The following is a 14,571-nucleotide window of genomic DNA, read 5'->3' on the forward strand; positions in this document are numbered from 1 at the left end:
AGGTTTTTTTTCCAATACGTACTACCATGGTGGAATGCCTCGCCTGGAACAGACAAAGCGCAACGCCGTTGCCGCCGATCCGCAAAAATCCATGATTCCGACCGAAGAGTCCCTGGCGGCGGCGCTGTCCGACTTCCAGCTGGACCCGGCGCATTCGTATACAAATCAGGTACATAGCCTGCTGCTGCGCGCTATTGTGCGCGGCACGCTGCCGCCGCGCACGGCACTGTCGGAAGCCACGATCGCCAAGATGATCAATGTCAGCCGCACCCCCGTGCGCGAGGCGCTGGCGCAACTGGCCGATGAGCAATTGGTGCTGATCTACCGCCAAGTGGGGACCCTCGTTGCGCCGATCAGCATCCAGTTGCTCGAGGAGGGGCGATTCGTGCGCGGTACCCTCGAATGCGCCAACCATGTTGAGTTGGCCAAGACGATCACGCCCGCGCAGATGGCCGAGCTGGAACGCATTGTCCAGCGCCAGCGCGATGCGGTCGCGGGTGGGCAGATCGACCGTTTCTCAGAATTGGACGAACTGATGCACCGGCAGTTCTTCGAGTGCGCGGGGCGCGGTCATGTCTGGACCATGCTCGAACCCATCAAGCGCCAGTTCGACCGGGTGCGATGGCTGCTTCTGGGACATGTGGCGGGCCATTCCGACCGCGCGTTGCGCGAGCACGAACAGATACTGGCCCAGTTCGCCGCCCGCGATGCCAAAGGGCTGCGCACCAGCGTCCTGTCCCACGTCAATCACATTACCGCACACTTGCAGGCATTGCGGCGGCAGGCGCCGGCCAGCTACTTTTCGGATTGAGCCGGTTCCCGGCAAGTCCGGATCAGGGTATGTCCACCAGCCGCATGCGCCTGAGGAGAATGCCGGCGCGGCCGTCGAGATAGCGCGTGTCGCGGTGCCGGTCGTAGTAGCGAGGGCTGGGCAGCATGGCGGCCAGTTTCGCGGCCTGGTAGGCGCTCAGCTGGGAGGCGTCGATCTGGTAGTAGTGCCGCGCCGCGGCCTGGGCGCCGAAGACGCCCGTGCCCCATTCCGCGATATTCAGGTAGATCTCCAGGATGCGGCGCTTGCTCATGAACCGGTCGATCATGAAAGTCACCAGCAATTCTTCGCCCTTGCGCAGGTAATTGCGCGAGTTCGACAGCAGCAGGTTCTTGGCTAGCTGCTGGGTTATGGTCGAGCCGCCGCGGCGGGCTTTGCGGCCCAGTTCTTCTTGGTGCTGGTTGTATTCCCAGGCATCGCGTATGGCATTCCATTCGACGCCGTTGTTGTCCAGGAAATTGGAGTCTTCGGAGGCGACCACGGCGCGCTTGAGCGCGTCGCTGATGCGCGCATAAGGCACCCAGGTCTGCTGCAGCGCGATGCGCGGATCGGTCTTGCGCAGGGCGGCCATTTCTTCGCGCATCACTGCGCTGGCGGCCGGATTGTGGTGTGCGTACCAGAGCACCTGGCCCAGCAGCCACACCTGGTAGAGCAGGAACAGGCCGACCAGGATCAGGATCAGCTTGCTCAGCCCATGCATGCGGCGGCTCTTGCGCCTGGTCATAATGCCTTAGTATTGGGTCCGCAGCTCGGCGCGCAGTACGCCGAGCACCGGCACCGGATCGGGCCGCACGCCGTGCCAGATGAAGAAGCTTTCCGCGGCCTGGCCCACCAGCATGCCCAGCCCGTCGGCGCAATGGGCCGCGCCGTCCTGGACCGCCTGCCTCATGAAAGGCGTCGGCTGGGCGGCATACAACATGTCATAGGCCAGCGCGCCCTTGGCATACAAACCGGCGGGCAAATCGGGCGCCGCGCCGTGCAGGCTGCTGGCCGTGGCATTGACGACGATGTCCCAGCCGCCTGCGACGGCCGCATCCGCCAGCCTGCCGGCGCTAACCTGCACAGCCAGGCCGGCACATGCGGACTGCCAGTTTTGCGCCAACTCGGCGGCACGTTCGGGCGTGCGGTTGACGATGCGTAGCTGCGCACACCCGGCCTGGGCCAGAGGCTGCAGCACGCCCCGCGCGGCGCCGCCCGCGCCCACCAGCAGGACCCGCGCGCCGTCCAGGCGCGCGCCCAGGCGGGTCAGGTCGTCCACCAGGCCCACGCCGTCGGTGTTGCAGCCGTGCCAGGCCTGTTCCTTCCAGGTCAGCGTATTGACGGCTCCGGCCATCCGGGCGCGCGCCGAAAGGTGGTCGCGTGCAAGCGCGAAGGCCTGCTGTTTGAAGGGCACCGTCACGTTCAGCCCGCGGCCGCCTTCGGCCGCGAAAGTCCGCGCAGCGTGCTCGAAGCCGTCCCGTGGCGCGGCCAGGCGCTCATAGCGCAGCGCGATGCCGGTCTGCTGGCCGAACAGCGCATGGATGCGCGGCGAGCGGCTGTGTTCGACGGGATTGCCGATCACGGCGTAGCGGGGCAGTGTACTCATGGGCCGGATGTCTTGAGCGAATCGTTGACGAAGTGCCAGGTGCGGGTGATGACAAGTTCATCGATATTGCGGGCAATATCGGGCGGGAAAGGCGCAAAGGGCGCGGCCATTTCAATGATGCGCCGCGCGGCCTGGTTGAGCACGGCGTATTGCGAAGGCTGGTCGATTTCGAAACCGGCGAGGCTGCCGTCCTTGCGTACGGTAATGGTCACGCGTAGCGAGCCGTAGAGGTGGCCGCGGGCGGCTGCGGGATAATGCTGCGTGCCGATGGACTCGACGCGCCGCGCCCAACCGTCGAGATAGGCCGCATAGCGCGACGCCTCGGCGGACGGACCCACGAAGGCGCGGCGCGGTTGTTTGTTATAAGCCTCTACGCGCTGCGACAGCGCGGCGATTTGGGCGTTCTGGATGACGCCTTGCTGGTCTTCGGGGTCCTGTCCGGGGTCGGTCGCGGTCGCGTCCGGATGCGTTGCCGGGTGAGGGGCTGCGGTCTTGCGCGATGCCTGCAGCCTAGTCAGCAGGCGCGCCTGTTCTTTTTCGAGCTGCTGCTGGCGCTTGCGCATGGCCTGCAGCACGATGGTGTCGGCGGCCTGGCCGGTGCGCGGCAGGGGCGAGCGGGCCAGTCCCTGCTTATCCTCGCCGCCGCCTTCGAGATTTTGCTGCGCCAGGGCTTGCGCGCGAGCCGGTGCGGTGTCGCTGCGCGCGTTGACCAGTACCACCTCCAGGGCGGGCGCGGGCGGCCGTGGCAGGCGCTGCGCCCAATGCCAGGCCAGCACGCCCGCGTGCAGGAGCAGTGAAATGGCCAGCCCGATCAGCAGGTAATCGTTGCGGCGCCGTGTCATGGGGCTACTCCGCCGGCCCCAGGTAACGGCAATCGAGCTCCAGGGCCAATTCGTCGCGGCCCAGGATTTCTATTTCAACGGCGGTGCCGCGTTCGAGTTCGGGTAGGCCGCCCACGCGCGTGACCAGCGGAGCATGCGCCAATCGCACCAGATCGTCGCGCAGCACGCTTGCAGTGCTGCGCGCGATGCCGTTTTGCGCCAGCCAGCGCAGGCACCAGTAGCGCTCCATATTGCCCTGGAATTCGGACCAGGCGGCATATTGCGCATCGAAGGCGCCGATGATGGCGAAGAGGTCCGCATCCTTGGGTTTGAATGGCGCCACCAGCCGGGCACCCACGCCGTTGTCGACGGTGCAGATCAGCTGCCATTGATTGACCAGATCGACATAGCGGCGCAGCGGCGAGGTGCTCCACGCATATTGCGGCACGCCGATGGCCTCATGCGGCAGCGCCTGGGTGCTCATGCGCACGCGGCCGGCCTGTTGCGAACGGTAGATGCCCGGCACCCCGTGCTGCGCCAACAGGCCGCCCCACAGATTGTTGGCCAGGATCATGTATTCGGCCACCATGCGGTCCAGCGGCGCGTTGCGCTGGCGCGGCACCAGCCGCACCGGCGTGTCGGGGTCGTCCGGGTTGCCGTCCAGGTAGAAGCTGTACTCCACCCGCGAGTTGTTCTCGGGCTTGCCGCGCACCTGCTCGCGTTTGGCGGACAGCGCCTGCGCCAGCTGCCAGAGCGGCCGCAGCCAGTGGCCGTAAGGCAGGTCGGACTGGGGATTGGCCAGACTTTCCTCGGTGATGCGGCCGTCCAGCAGGTTGTGGCGCAGGTTCTCGCGCACCACGATGCGTTCCAGGCGTGTCTCGCTCTCGAATATCTCGCCCGTTGCCGGATCGGCCGTCACGTACAGCGACAGTGCCGGCACTTCGCGTCCGGCATCCAGCGAAAAGGCCGCGATGACCGAGTCGGGCTGCATCGGGATCTTGTCGCCCGGCATGTACACCGTGGACAGACGCGCGCGCGCCAGCTTATCCAGCTCACTGCCGCGGGTCACGGCCAGGCCCGGCGCGGCGATGTGCACGCCGGCGCGCAGACGGCCGTCAGGCAGCACGGTTACCGACAGGGCGTCGTCGATCTCGGTGGTGGTGACATCGTCGACGGAATAGATCTCGGCATCGGCCAGCGGCAGCTCGCGCTCGATCGGCGGCACGGCCATCTCGGGAAAGCCGGAGCCGCGAGGAAAGTGCGTGGCCAGGAAGCGGCGCTTGTGCAGGGCCAGCGCATGCGGCCAGGCGCCCAGTTCCAGCAGCAGACGCTCGGGCGTCTTTTGCAGCGTGGCGCAGGCGGCGTCGAAGGCTTTCCAGACCTGGGAATTCTTGTCGGGCTTGACGAGCAGGGACTCGGCCGCCTGGGCGACGGGGTCGGGCAGTTTGCCGGCGGCCATCTCGTCCACCCATTGCTGCTGCTGCTCGGCCTGCAGGCGTTTCTTTTCCAAGGCGGCGAGCGCGGCGGCTAGGACGTCGGGCGGCGCGGGCCGGTAGCGGCCCGCGCCGCGACGGTGAAAATAGGCCGGTGCGCCGTGCAGCCGTTGCATCAGCGCGGCTTGTTCGACGGGCGAAGGGGCGTGGCCGAAGTAGTCGGCGGCCAGCGCGGTGGCGGCGAATTCCTCCTGCGGCGCGCATTCCCACAGGAACTGCAGATCGATGTCCTGGGCCAGTTCGGTCGCGGCCGACATCAATTCGGCGGGCACGGGCGCGTCGAACGAGAACAGCACGGCGGTGCGCTTGATCTTGCTGCGTTTGCCCGATTCGGACTCCACCTGCAGGGTGGCGTCCGCTTCGGACAGGGTATGGGCGGCCTTGAAATTGCCGTCGTCTTCGTAATACACGTACATGGTGGGGGAAACTATTCCAGGGCAAATGCAAGGACTTCGGGGAGCAGTTCGGCGAAGTTCGATAGCCCGTGGTCGCTGCCTTGCACGATGCGTTCCCGGCAGCCGGCATAGCGTTCGTGCATTTCGCGCCAATCCAGCACTTGGTCGCCGGTGGCGGCGATGAGAAAGTACCGTTGCAATCGGGTGGGCGTATCCACGTTCAGCGCGGCCAGTTCGTCCAGGTATTCGGGCAGGAAGGTGAACGGTGCGTCCGAATGATACATGCGATGCTGGCCGACCGCGGGGGCGAGGTCCCGCGCCGCATGGACGGCCGGGTTCAGCAGGACGGCTCTGCAGCCCAGCCTCTCGGCGATCCAGGTGGCGTAATAGCCGCCCAGGGAGGAGCCGATGACGGTCAGCTTGGATGGGTCGTTGTCGGGGCCGTCGTTGCTTTCGCTCAGTTGGCCTTGCGCCAGGCCCAGGGCCAGCTCGACGGCGGCCTTGGGGCTGGCGGGCAGTTGCGGCGCGGCCCAGATGGGCGACAGGCCGCGTTCGGCCAGGGTTTGCGCCATCATCTTGCCTTTGAACGAGGCGGGCGATGAGCGAAAGCCGTGCAGGTAGAGGATGCGGTTTTTCATGCGGTGGCTCGTATGTTGTGTCTGAGTTTTTAACGCGTCGGTCGGATCGCGCCGGGGCGGGAGGGCTGCGGCCTGGTCGGCTGGCTCGGCCCCCGCCCTTCCTTCGGAAGCCCTCGGCGGCCTCCGACAGGCCGCAGCCCACCGGCCCTGGCGCGACCCGACCGACTCCCCATATCTCAAGTGCGTTGGAGGCCTCGCTTGCGCCTCACGCTTTCGCGGCCAAAGCATCCAGCAATTTCTGATGCATCCCGCCAAACCCGCCGTTGCTCATGACGACCACATGATCGCCTTCTTTGGCGGCGCGCGTCACGGCGGCGACCAGGTCATCCAGGTCGCCGTAGCTGCCGGCCTTGCCGCCCAGCGGAGCCAGGACTTCGGCCGGGTTCCAGCCCAGCGCATGCTTGCCTTCGCGTTCGCCATAAATGAAGGCCATGTCGGCGTCGGTCAGGGATTCGGGCAGGCGGGCCGCCATGGATCCCAGTTTCATGGTGTTCGAGCGCGGTTCCAGCACGGCCAGGATGCGCGCGCCGCCGATTTGGCGGCGCAGGCCGGCCAGGGTTGTGGCGATGGCCGTGGGGTGGTGGGCGAAATCGTCATACACCCTGATGCCGCGCGCCGTGCCGCGCAGTTCCATGCGGCGCTTCACGCCGCCAAAACGCGACAGGGCGGCGATACCCTCAAGAGCCGGTACGCCGGCGTGTTCGGCCGCGGCCAGGGCGGCCAGGGCATTGCGGCGGTTGTGCTCGCCGGTCAAAGTCCAGCGCACCGAACCCAGATCCCCGCCCTCGCGCAATACGGCAAAGGCGCCGTCCTCCTGCGGCTCGCCTGCCGTCCAGGCCCCCTCCGGGCCGAACCGGACCAGCTCCGACCAGCAGCCGCGCTCGAGTACGCGTGCCAGCGCCTCGTCACGGGCGGGCGCCACGATGCGACCTTGGGTAGGAATCGTGCGCACCAGATGATGGAACTGGGTCTCGATGGCGGCCAGGTCGGGGAAGATGTCGGCGTGGTCGTATTCGAGGTTGTTCAGGATGAGCGTGCGCGAGCGGTAGTGGACGAATTTGGAGCGTTTGTCGAAAAATGCGGTGTCGTATTCGTCGGCTTCGATGACGAAATGCCGTGCATCGGGGGCATACCGGGCCGATACCTGCAGGTCCGGCGCCACGCCGCCGATCAGGAAATTGGGCCGGCGACCGGCGCATTCCAGTATCCAGGCCAGCAAGGAGCTGGTGGTGGTCTTGCCGTGGGTACCGGCCACGGCCAGCACATGCTGGCCCGGCAGGACATGGTCGCCCAGCCATTGGGGGCCGGAGACATAGGGCACGCCCGCGTTCAGGATGGCCTCCATTAGCGGATTCCCCCGGGTGACCACATTGCCGATGACGTACAGGTCGGGCTTGAGGGCCATCTGGGCCGGATCCCAGCCTTCGATCAGGTCGATGCCCTGCTCGGCCAGCTGGGCGCTCATCGGGGGGTATACGCCGGCGTCGCAGCCGGTGACCTTGTGGCCGGCCGAGCGCGCGATCAGCGCCAGCCCGCCCATGAAAGTGCCGCAGACGCCAAGAATGTGCAGGTGCATGAAGGTCCAGTCTCCTGTTCGCATTGTAGAGGCAGGCCGGGTGTTCCATGGCCGCGCGGGAGGGTATGATCGCGCCATGGATCGTCGTCTTTTGCTTCGTACCGGCGCTGCCCTGGCCGCCGCGCTGGCCGGCGGGGCGGCGGGCACGGCAAGTTGGGCCGCTGTGCCCGCCGTGCAGCCGACCACGGCTGCCGCCCTGGCGGCGCTGCGTGCCCGCCCTATGGCCGACCTGCAAGGTACCGCCCGCCGTCTGTCCGAATGGCAGGGCCGGCCTATGCTGCTCAATTTTTGGGCGAGCTGGTGTACGCCCTGCGCCCGCGAGATGCCTCAGCTTGATGCGCTGCAAAAGCAATTCCCGCAAATCCAGTTCATCGGCATCGGTATTGATACTGTAGCCAAGATACGCAAATTCCTTCTCAAGGTGCCGGTTTCCTATCCCTTGCTGGCCTTGGGGGCCTCCGGCATCGATACGCTGCGCGATTTGGGTGACACAGCGGCAGGCCTGCCCTTTACCCTGATTTTGGCTACAGATGGCAGCGTGAAAAGATCCATACTTGGCAAAATTCAGCCTGAAGATGTTCGCAATACCCTGGCGAGCCTGATCTGATTACGCCACATGGTTTTGTTAGTTGGACAATCTGGCCCAATCTGGCGTAAAAAGGCGGTTTGTTGCTTATTTTTCGACGACGTTCATGGCGCATAGCGTACTCGTCCTGCATGGCCCCAACCTGAATCTGCTCGGTACGCGCGAACCCGGCATCTACGGTAGCCGCACCCTGGCGCAGATCGATGCGGGGCTGGCCAAGTTGGCGGGCGAGCTGGGCGTGGAGCTGGCGGCCTGGCAAAGCAATCACGAAGGCGAATTGGTCGAACGCATACAGGCTGCCGCTGGCGACGGCACCGATTTCATCATCATCAACGCAGCCGCCTATACGCACACCAGCGTAGCGATACGCGACGCGCTGGCCGGGGTGGGCATCCCTTTCATTGAAGTACATTTGTCCAATATCTATAAGCGCGAGCCGTTTCGGCACCATTCCTACCTGTCCGACACCGCCGTGGGGCTGGTGAGCGGCCTGGGCGCCGACGGCTACGAAGCCGCGCTGCGCTATGCGGCAGGCCACTGATCGGTTGCGCTTTTTGCTCTTCATTCAGGCAGGGCGGCAAGGCCGTCCAATCACAAACAATCACTCGGGAATCAGCCTTCTATGGACCTCCGTAAACTCAAGACCCTGATCGACCTGGTGGCCGAGTCCGGTATCGCCGAACTCGAAATCACCGAAGGCGAAGGCAAGGTTCGCATCGTCAAATTCTCGCAGACCGTCCAACCCGTGGCCTACCAGCCGGCGGCCGCTCCGGGCGCGATGGCCGCCGCGCCCGCGGCCGAAGCCGCCGCGCCGGCAGCCGTCCAGGGGCATGCGGTCAAGGCGCCCATGGTCGGCACTTTCTACCGCTCGCCCAACCCGGGCGCTTCGCCCTTTGTCCAGGTGGGCCAGGCCGTCAAGGAAGGCGATCCGCTGTGCATCATCGAGGCCATGAAGCTGCTCAATGAGATCGAGGCCGACAAGTCCGGCGTCGTCAAAGAAATCCTGGTCGAGAACGGCGAGCCGGTCGAGTACGGCCAACCCCTGTTTGTCATTGGCTGATAGTCCAATCCCATGTTCGAAAAAATCCTGATCGCCAATCGCGGCGAGATCGCCCTGCGCATTCAGCGCGCCTGTCGCGAGCTGGGCATCAAAACCGTGGTCGTACACTCCGAGGCCGACCGCGAGGCCAAGTATGTGCGCCTGGCCGATGAGTCGGTCTGCATCGGACCCGCGCCTTCGCGCGAGAGCTATCTCAATATGCCGGCCATTATTTCGGCCGCCGAGGTAACCGACGCCGAGGCCATTCACCCGGGCTACGGCTTCCTGTCCGAAAACGCCGACTTCGCCGAGCGCGTTGAAAAGAGCGGTTTCGTCTTCATCGGCCCGCGTCCCGAAACCATCCGCTTGATGGGCGATAAGGTGAGCGCCAAGCGCGCCATGATCGAAGCTGGCGTGCCGGTGGTGCCCGGCTCCGAAGGCGCGCTGCCCGAAGACCCGCAGGAAATCATGCGTACCGCCCGGGAAGTGGGCTATCCGGTGATCATCAAGGCCGCGGGCGGTGGTGGCGGGCGCGGCATGCGCGTGGTGTACACCGAGGCGGCGCTGATCAACGCCGTCAACATGACGCGCACGGAGGCCGGCGCGGCCTTCAACAATCCCGAGGTCTACCTCGAAAAATTTCTGGAAAATCCGCGCCACGTGGAAATTCAGGTGCTGGCCGACGGCGGGCGCAACGCCGTGTGGCTGGGCGAGCGCGACTGCTCCATGCAGCGCCGCCACCAGAAGGTCATCGAAGAGGCGCCGGCCCCGGGCATCGCACGCCGCGTTATCGAGCGCGTGGGCGAACGCTGCGCCGATGCGTGCCGCAAGATGGGCTACCGCGGCGCCGGCACCTTCGAGTTCCTGTACGAGAACGGCGAGTTCTACTTCATCGAGATGAACACGCGCGTGCAGGTCGAGCACCCGGTCACTGAACTCATCACCGGCGTGGACATCGTGCAGCAGCAGATCCTGATCGCCGCCGGCGAGAAATTCGTCTTGCGCCAGCGCGACGTTATCCTCAAGGGCCATGCCATCGAATGCCGCATCAACGCGGAAGACCCCTTCCGCTTCACGCCCAGCCCCGGACGCATCACCAATTGGCATGTGCCGGGCGGACCGGGCGTGCGCATCGATTCCCACGTCTTCAACGGCTATTTCGTGCCGCCCAATTACGACTCGATGATCGCCAAGATCATCACCTACGGCGAAACCCGCGAGCAGGCCATGGCGCGCATGCGCATCGCCCTGTCCGAGATGGTGGTCGAGGGCATTCAGACCAATATCCCGCTGCACCGCGATCTGATGCAGGATGCCCGCTTCATGGAAGGCGGCACCAGCATTCATTACCTGGAGCACAAGCTGGAACAGCGTCCCAAGTAATGAACGACGCCCACGATCGTTCGCTGCCCCCCTTTGGGCCTGCATGCTGCCTGGATTCTCCTGGGACCGCACAGTCCGCAGGGGCTGTGCGGCGTTCTGGCTCATCCCCCAAGGGGGCGGAATTTTCGTCCATTCACGCCAAGGGCGTTGTCCTCCGAAAGAGAATCAACGCCTGCTGGCGGCCATGCGGAGACTGAGGATGCGCGAACTCGTTATCCACTGCCGTGAAGCCCAGGTTGAGGCCTTTTCCGACGCGCTGCTCGAGGTCGGCGCGCTGTCGGTGTCCGTTGAGGACGCCGATGAAGGTACGGCGGGCGAGCGGCCGCTGTTCGGCGAGCCGGGCTCCGAACCTGATGTGCAGGCCTGGGACCGCAATCGGGTGGTGGCCTTGCTGCCGGACGGCGCCGATCCGGCGCAACTGATCGAAGCCGCGCTGGCCGATTGCGGTCTGGATGCACCGATGGGACAGGCGTGGTCCCTGCGCGAAGTGCCCGATGCCGATTGGGTGCGGCTGACGCAGTCACAATTCGGTCCCATCGAAATTTCCGAGAAACTCTGGATCATCCCGAGCTGGCACAAGGTCGCCGATCCGGGCGCCGTGCCCGACGGACTGCCGCCTGCCGATGAGGCAGGACCCGAGGCCGGGCCGGCCTATATGGCGCCGGGCGTCGTGCGCATCGAACTCGATCCGGGGTTGGCCTTCGGCACTGGCAGCCATCCCACCACGCATTTATGCCTGGCCTGGCTCGAAGCCGAAATGCCGGCCGACGCCACTTTGCTGGACTATGGCTGCGGCTCGGGCATCCTGGCCATTGCCGCGCGCAAGCTGGGCGCCGGGGCCACGCTGGCCGTCGACATCGACCCGCAGGCGGTGCAATCCACCGTCGACAACGCCTCGGCCAACCGGGTTGAGCTGTCGGCCATGCTGCCCGGCGGCCTGCCCGAGGGCGGCTTTCAGGTGGTGGTGGCCAACATCCTGTCCAACCCGCTCAAGGTGCTCGCGCCTATGCTGGCCGGTCGAGTGGCGCCGGGCGGCCATCTGGTTCTGTCGGGCGTGCTGGAGCGCCAGGCGCAGGAAGTCGCCGCCGCCTATGCGCCCTGGATCGCCATGTCGGTCTGGCGTGCGCGCGAGGGCTGGGTCTGCCTGCACGGCCGGCGGAATTAATCTGCGGTTCACACGGTTCACACTAAAATAGCGCATGGCGCTCACTACTCGTTGTCCGAATTGCCGTACGGCCTTCAAGGTCGTGGCGGATCAATTACGCGTGCGCAACGGACTGGTGCGCTGCGGTTCCTGCGGCACGGTTTTCGATGGGCGTGCCTGCCTGGAAGGCGCTGACGCCGCTTTGGCATTCGCGCCACGGCCGCTGGCGCCGGTTGTCGTGCCGCCGGTTGTGCCGTTCGCTCCGGTTACGGCCATCGCCCCGGCCGTTCCGATGCCGCCGGCCGATCCACCGCCGCTTCCTTCTTACCCGGCACATTCGCAGGCGGACTCTCTGCTCGACCGCGCGCCCGAGCTGTCGGCTGTGCCGGCCCGCTCGCCGTTTTCCTCCGTCGATCCGCCTGCCGTGCTGCGTGGCCGCAATCGTGACGTGCCGCCGGTCGGGCAAGTCCCCGATCCCGATCCCGAACCCGACGAAATCCGCGCACGCGACGACGGGCGCGCATCGATCGGCATGCATGCGCACGATCCCTTCGACGGCCGGGAAGGCTTCATTCCCGCCGCGGCGCCGGGCGGCATGATCGCTGTCCGCGATGTGCACGCGGCCCACGGCCTGCCTGAAGACGATGGCGCGCATTTTCCCCTGCGCGCCTACGATCCCGACGACCTCCCCTCCGATCAGGTCGAACCCGAGTTCACGGTTGGCGGCATCCGGCAGGACGCTGCCGACGAAGACGCACTGGGCGAGGGCGTCTATGGTGAGGTCCGGACCCGCTATTCCAGCACTACCGACGTGGGCCGCGCACCGCCGCAGTTCCTCGACCAGGACCTGATCAAGAGCCATCACACCCGGCGCCGCGCATGGGCCTGGCTCTGCCTGCTCGGTTGTCTGGCGCTCTGCGGGCAACTGCTCTACGTCTATCGAACACCCATCACTATCTCGATGCCGGGGCTGCGGCCAGCGTTCGTCGGCGTATGCAAGGCCCTGGGGTGCAAGGTCAGCTACGCCCGGCGCATCGAGCGCATCTGGATCGAGTCTTCGTCGCTGCGCATGACGCCGCCCAACAGCGCGCAGCCGGCGGGGGATGTGTCGGGCGCCGTTGCGTCGGGCGCCGTTGCGTCGGGCGCCGCTGCGTCGGGCGCCAGCGTGCAAAGCGGCTCGCCGGCGGCGGACGGCACTGCCCGCATGATCCTCGGCGCGGTGCTGCGCAATCGCTACGAGGCAGATCAGGAGTGGCCCGCGCTGGATCTCAAGCTGCGCGACAAGTCCGATACCGTCGTGGCCGAGAAGGTCATTCTGCCCCAGAACTACCTGCCGCCGGGCACTACGGGTCCCATGGCGGCGGGCGCGGAGGTGACGATCTCCGTGCCTATCGTCGTCAATGGGCTGCAGATCAACGGCTTCGGCCTCAAGGTGTTTTTTCCCTGAATCCCTTTTAAGGTAATTTCATGACGGCTCCAGTACTGGTTTGCGGTTCGATGGCTTTCGATGCCATCGCCCTGTTCGAAGGACATTTCGGCGATCACATACTGCCCGAGCGCATCCGCACGCTATCCGTGTCCTTCCTGGTGCCCACGCTGCGCCGCGAGTTCGGCGGCTGTGCCGGCAACGTGGCCTACAACCTGAAGCTGCTGGGCGGCACGCCCCTGCCCGTAGCCAGCGTGGGCGAGGATGCCACAGGCTATCTGCAGCGCCTGAAGGAGCTGGGTATCAGCACGGCGCACGTCAAGGTCGTGCCTGGCACGCTGACCGCGCAATGCTGGATCACGACCGATCTGGACGACAACCAGATCACGGCCTTTCACCCGGGCGCCATGGGCATGTCCGCGCAGAATGATTTCGGCGCGCATACCGGGGCTGTGTGGGGCGTGGTCTCGCCCGACGCGAAAGAAGGCATGTTTGTCCACGCCGAGCGCATGAACAAACTCGGCATTCCCTTTATCTTCGACCTGGGACAGGCCATGCCGCTCTTTGAGGGCGCGGATATCGAGCGCATGATCAGGCTGGCGCAGGTGCTCACCGCCAACGACTACGAGGCCAGTGTCATCGAGCAGCGCACCGGCCGCCAAATCGCCGACATCGCCAAGACCATGCAGGCCGTCATCGTGACGCGCGGCGGCGAGGGCGCGACGCTCATGGCGGACGGGCAGACCATCGAAGTGCCGCCCGTCCAGGCGGCGGCCGTGGTCGATCCCACCGGCTGCGGCGATGCGCATCGCGCCGGCCTGGTCTATGGGCTGACCCAGGGCTGGAACTGGCTGGACAGCTGCCGCCTGGCCAACGTGATGGGTTCCATTAAGATCGCCGCACGCGGGGCGCAGAACCACCAGCCGACCCGCGGCGAGATCGACGGCCTGCTGCGCGCCTCCTACGGCATCGGTTTGCCTGCTTGAGACGCGGTGGACCTGCTGCAGCGGTTGCGCCCGGTTTCATCGGGCCGCCGGGGCGGTTGCCGGCAGGACTAAAATGATTTTGCTTTCCCGGCGGCCGTGAGCGGCGCCGGGAAACGTTCCGATCTGGAGCTTTTGACATGACGACGCAAGTGACGCTTTCTACTTTTTCGCGAGCCGGCCGTTGGACGGCCGTCGCTGCTCTGGGGCTGTCCCTGTCGGTGCTGGCCGGGTGTGCCACGCCTAGCGCTTCCAGCAGCGTCTATACCTACGGTCAGGCCCAGCGTGAACAGATCGTGCGCACTGGCACCATCACCAGCATGCGTCCGATCACCATCGAAAAAAGCGGCACGTCCGGCGCCGGCGCGGTTGCCGGCGGCTTGGTGGGCGGTGTTGCGGGGGCGGGTGTGGGCCGCGGCATGGGCAACGCGCTGGCGGCCGTGGGCGGTGCCGTCATAGGTGCCTTGGCGGGCAATGCAATCGAAGGCCATATGGGCAAAACATCAGGCTACGAAATCACGGTGCGCCTGGATAACGGCGAGACCCGCGTCATCGCGCAGTCGGCCGACCAGCCCCTGAGCGTCGGTCAGCGCGTTCAGGTCATCAGCGGCGCGGGCCCCACGCGTGTGGCGCCGATGTAAAGCGCGTGCGCCTGAAAGCAAACCCCCGGTAG

15 protein-coding genes are annotated in these 14,571 nt (G+C 66.0%); 9 read left to right on the plus strand and 6 right to left on the minus strand.

Annotated features, from left to right (window positions below; translation table 11 throughout):
• The first annotated feature begins 91 nt into the window (after positions 1 to 91).
• A complete protein-coding gene (locus H143_RS0109950) occupies positions 92 to 811 on the plus strand; it encodes a GntR family transcriptional regulator (protein WP_026349900.1) in 720 nt (239 codons plus the stop codon).
• A gap of 22 nt (positions 812 to 833) precedes the next feature.
• On the opposite strand, the gene mtgA is transcribed toward H143_RS0109950, so the two are convergent.
• The 6 genes from mtgA to mpl form a co-directional block, all read right to left on the minus strand.
• Positions 834 to 1,553 (minus strand): monofunctional biosynthetic peptidoglycan transglycosylase, encoded by a 720-nt coding sequence (gene mtgA, locus H143_RS0109955; protein WP_019938097.1) that lies wholly within the window; start codon positions 1,551 to 1,553, stop codon positions 834 to 836.
• 6 nt (positions 1,554 to 1,559) lie between these two features.
• Positions 1,560 to 2,414, minus strand: a complete 855-nt coding sequence (aroE, locus tag H143_RS0109960; RefSeq protein WP_019938098.1) for a shikimate dehydrogenase — start codon at positions 2,412 to 2,414, stop codon at positions 1,560 to 1,562.
• Positions 2,411 to 3,256, minus strand: coding sequence for an energy transducer TonB (locus tag H143_RS0109965; protein WP_019938099.1), 846 nt, complete (start codon positions 3,254 to 3,256; stop codon positions 2,411 to 2,413). The genes aroE and H143_RS0109965 overlap by 4 nt, the downstream gene beginning before the upstream one ends.
• 4 nt (positions 3,257 to 3,260) lie before the next feature.
• Positions 3,261 to 5,144, minus strand: coding sequence for a ribonuclease catalytic domain-containing protein (locus H143_RS0109970; protein WP_019938100.1), 1,884 nt, complete (start codon positions 5,142 to 5,144; stop codon positions 3,261 to 3,263).
• Positions 5,145 to 5,155: 11 nt separating this feature from the next.
• Positions 5,156 to 5,761, minus strand: a complete 606-nt coding sequence (locus H143_RS0109975; protein ID WP_019938101.1) for a YqiA/YcfP family alpha/beta fold hydrolase — start codon at positions 5,759 to 5,761, stop codon at positions 5,156 to 5,158.
• A gap of 205 nt (positions 5,762 to 5,966) precedes the next feature.
• A complete protein-coding gene (mpl, locus tag H143_RS0109980) occupies positions 5,967 to 7,337 on the minus strand; it encodes a UDP-N-acetylmuramate:L-alanyl-gamma-D-glutamyl-meso-diaminopimelate ligase (RefSeq protein ID WP_019938102.1) in 1,371 nt (456 codons plus the stop codon).
• 76 nt (positions 7,338 to 7,413) lie between these two features.
• On the opposite strand from mpl, the gene H143_RS0109985 reads away from it, so the two are divergent.
• The 8 genes from H143_RS0109985 (at position 7,414) to H143_RS0110020 (ending at position 14,539) form a co-directional block, all read left to right on the plus strand.
• Positions 7,414 to 7,944: a TlpA disulfide reductase family protein gene (locus H143_RS0109985; protein WP_019938103.1), complete on the plus strand. Its 531-nt coding sequence runs from the start codon at positions 7,414 to 7,416 to the stop codon at positions 7,942 to 7,944.
• An 85-nt stretch (positions 7,945 to 8,029) separates the two neighbouring features.
• Complete coding sequence (aroQ, locus tag H143_RS0109990) at positions 8,030 to 8,464, plus strand: type II 3-dehydroquinate dehydratase (protein ID WP_019938104.1); 435 nt, start codon at positions 8,030 to 8,032, stop codon at positions 8,462 to 8,464.
• A gap of 81 nt (positions 8,465 to 8,545) precedes the next feature.
• Positions 8,546 to 8,983: an acetyl-CoA carboxylase biotin carboxyl carrier protein gene (gene accB, locus H143_RS0109995; protein ID WP_019938105.1), complete on the plus strand. Its 438-nt coding sequence runs from the start codon at positions 8,546 to 8,548 to the stop codon at positions 8,981 to 8,983.
• Between the two features lie 12 nt (positions 8,984 to 8,995).
• Positions 8,996 to 10,345 (plus strand): acetyl-CoA carboxylase biotin carboxylase subunit, encoded by a 1,350-nt coding sequence (accC, locus tag H143_RS0110000; protein ID WP_019938106.1) that lies wholly within the window; start codon positions 8,996 to 8,998, stop codon positions 10,343 to 10,345.
• A 199-nt stretch (positions 10,346 to 10,544) separates the two neighbouring features.
• Positions 10,545 to 11,510 (plus strand): 50S ribosomal protein L11 methyltransferase, encoded by a 966-nt coding sequence (locus tag H143_RS0110005; protein ID WP_019938107.1) that lies wholly within the window; start codon positions 10,545 to 10,547, stop codon positions 11,508 to 11,510.
• 34 nt (positions 11,511 to 11,544) lie between these two features.
• Positions 11,545 to 12,936, plus strand: a complete 1,392-nt coding sequence (locus tag H143_RS0110010) for a DUF3426 domain-containing protein (protein WP_026349901.1) — start codon at positions 11,545 to 11,547, stop codon at positions 12,934 to 12,936.
• Positions 12,937 to 12,956: 20 nt separating this feature from the next.
• Positions 12,957 to 13,901 (plus strand): carbohydrate kinase family protein, encoded by a 945-nt coding sequence (locus H143_RS0110015; protein WP_026349902.1) that lies wholly within the window; start codon positions 12,957 to 12,959, stop codon positions 13,899 to 13,901.
• 137 nt (positions 13,902 to 14,038) lie between these two features.
• Complete coding sequence (locus tag H143_RS0110020; RefSeq protein WP_019938110.1) at positions 14,039 to 14,539, plus strand: glycine zipper 2TM domain-containing protein; 501 nt, start codon at positions 14,039 to 14,041, stop codon at positions 14,537 to 14,539.
• Positions 14,540 to 14,571: the final 32 nt, after the last annotated feature.

Source organism: Bordetella sp. FB-8 (genome assembly GCF_000382185.1).
In the GTDB taxonomy this organism is placed as follows: domain Bacteria; phylum Pseudomonadota; class Gammaproteobacteria; order Burkholderiales; family Burkholderiaceae_B; genus Bordetella.

Excerpts from the sequence above, each read along its gene's own strand:
- H143_RS0109950 (WP_026349900.1), top strand. The coding sequence starts at position 92 with ATGATTCCGACCGAAGAGTCCCTGGCGGCGGCGCTGTCCGACTTCCAG.
- mtgA (WP_019938097.1), bottom strand. The coding sequence starts at position 1,553 with ATGACCAGGCGCAAGAGCCGCCGCATGCATGGGCTGAGCAAGCTGATC.
- aroE (WP_019938098.1), bottom strand. The coding sequence starts at position 2,414 with ATGAGTACACTGCCCCGCTACGCCGTGATCGGCAATCCCGTCGAACAC.
- H143_RS0109965 (WP_019938099.1), bottom strand. The coding sequence starts at position 3,256 with ATGACACGGCGCCGCAACGATTACCTGCTGATCGGGCTGGCCATTTCA.
- H143_RS0109970 (WP_019938100.1), bottom strand. The coding sequence starts at position 5,144 with ATGTACGTGTATTACGAAGACGACGGCAATTTCAAGGCCGCCCATACC.
- H143_RS0109975 (WP_019938101.1), bottom strand. The coding sequence starts at position 5,761 with ATGAAAAACCGCATCCTCTACCTGCACGGCTTTCGCTCATCGCCCGCC.
- mpl (WP_019938102.1), bottom strand. The coding sequence starts at position 7,337 with ATGCACCTGCACATTCTTGGCGTCTGCGGCACTTTCATGGGCGGGCTG.
- H143_RS0109985 (WP_019938103.1), top strand. The coding sequence starts at position 7,414 with ATGGATCGTCGTCTTTTGCTTCGTACCGGCGCTGCCCTGGCCGCCGCG.
- aroQ (WP_019938104.1), top strand. The coding sequence starts at position 8,030 with ATGGCGCATAGCGTACTCGTCCTGCATGGCCCCAACCTGAATCTGCTC.
- accB (WP_019938105.1), top strand. The coding sequence starts at position 8,546 with ATGGACCTCCGTAAACTCAAGACCCTGATCGACCTGGTGGCCGAGTCC.
- accC (WP_019938106.1), top strand. The coding sequence starts at position 8,996 with ATGTTCGAAAAAATCCTGATCGCCAATCGCGGCGAGATCGCCCTGCGC.
- H143_RS0110005 (WP_019938107.1), top strand. The coding sequence starts at position 10,545 with ATGCGCGAACTCGTTATCCACTGCCGTGAAGCCCAGGTTGAGGCCTTT.
- H143_RS0110010 (WP_026349901.1), top strand. The coding sequence starts at position 11,545 with ATGGCGCTCACTACTCGTTGTCCGAATTGCCGTACGGCCTTCAAGGTC.
- H143_RS0110015 (WP_026349902.1), top strand. The coding sequence starts at position 12,957 with ATGACGGCTCCAGTACTGGTTTGCGGTTCGATGGCTTTCGATGCCATC.
- H143_RS0110020 (WP_019938110.1), top strand. The coding sequence starts at position 14,039 with ATGACGACGCAAGTGACGCTTTCTACTTTTTCGCGAGCCGGCCGTTGG.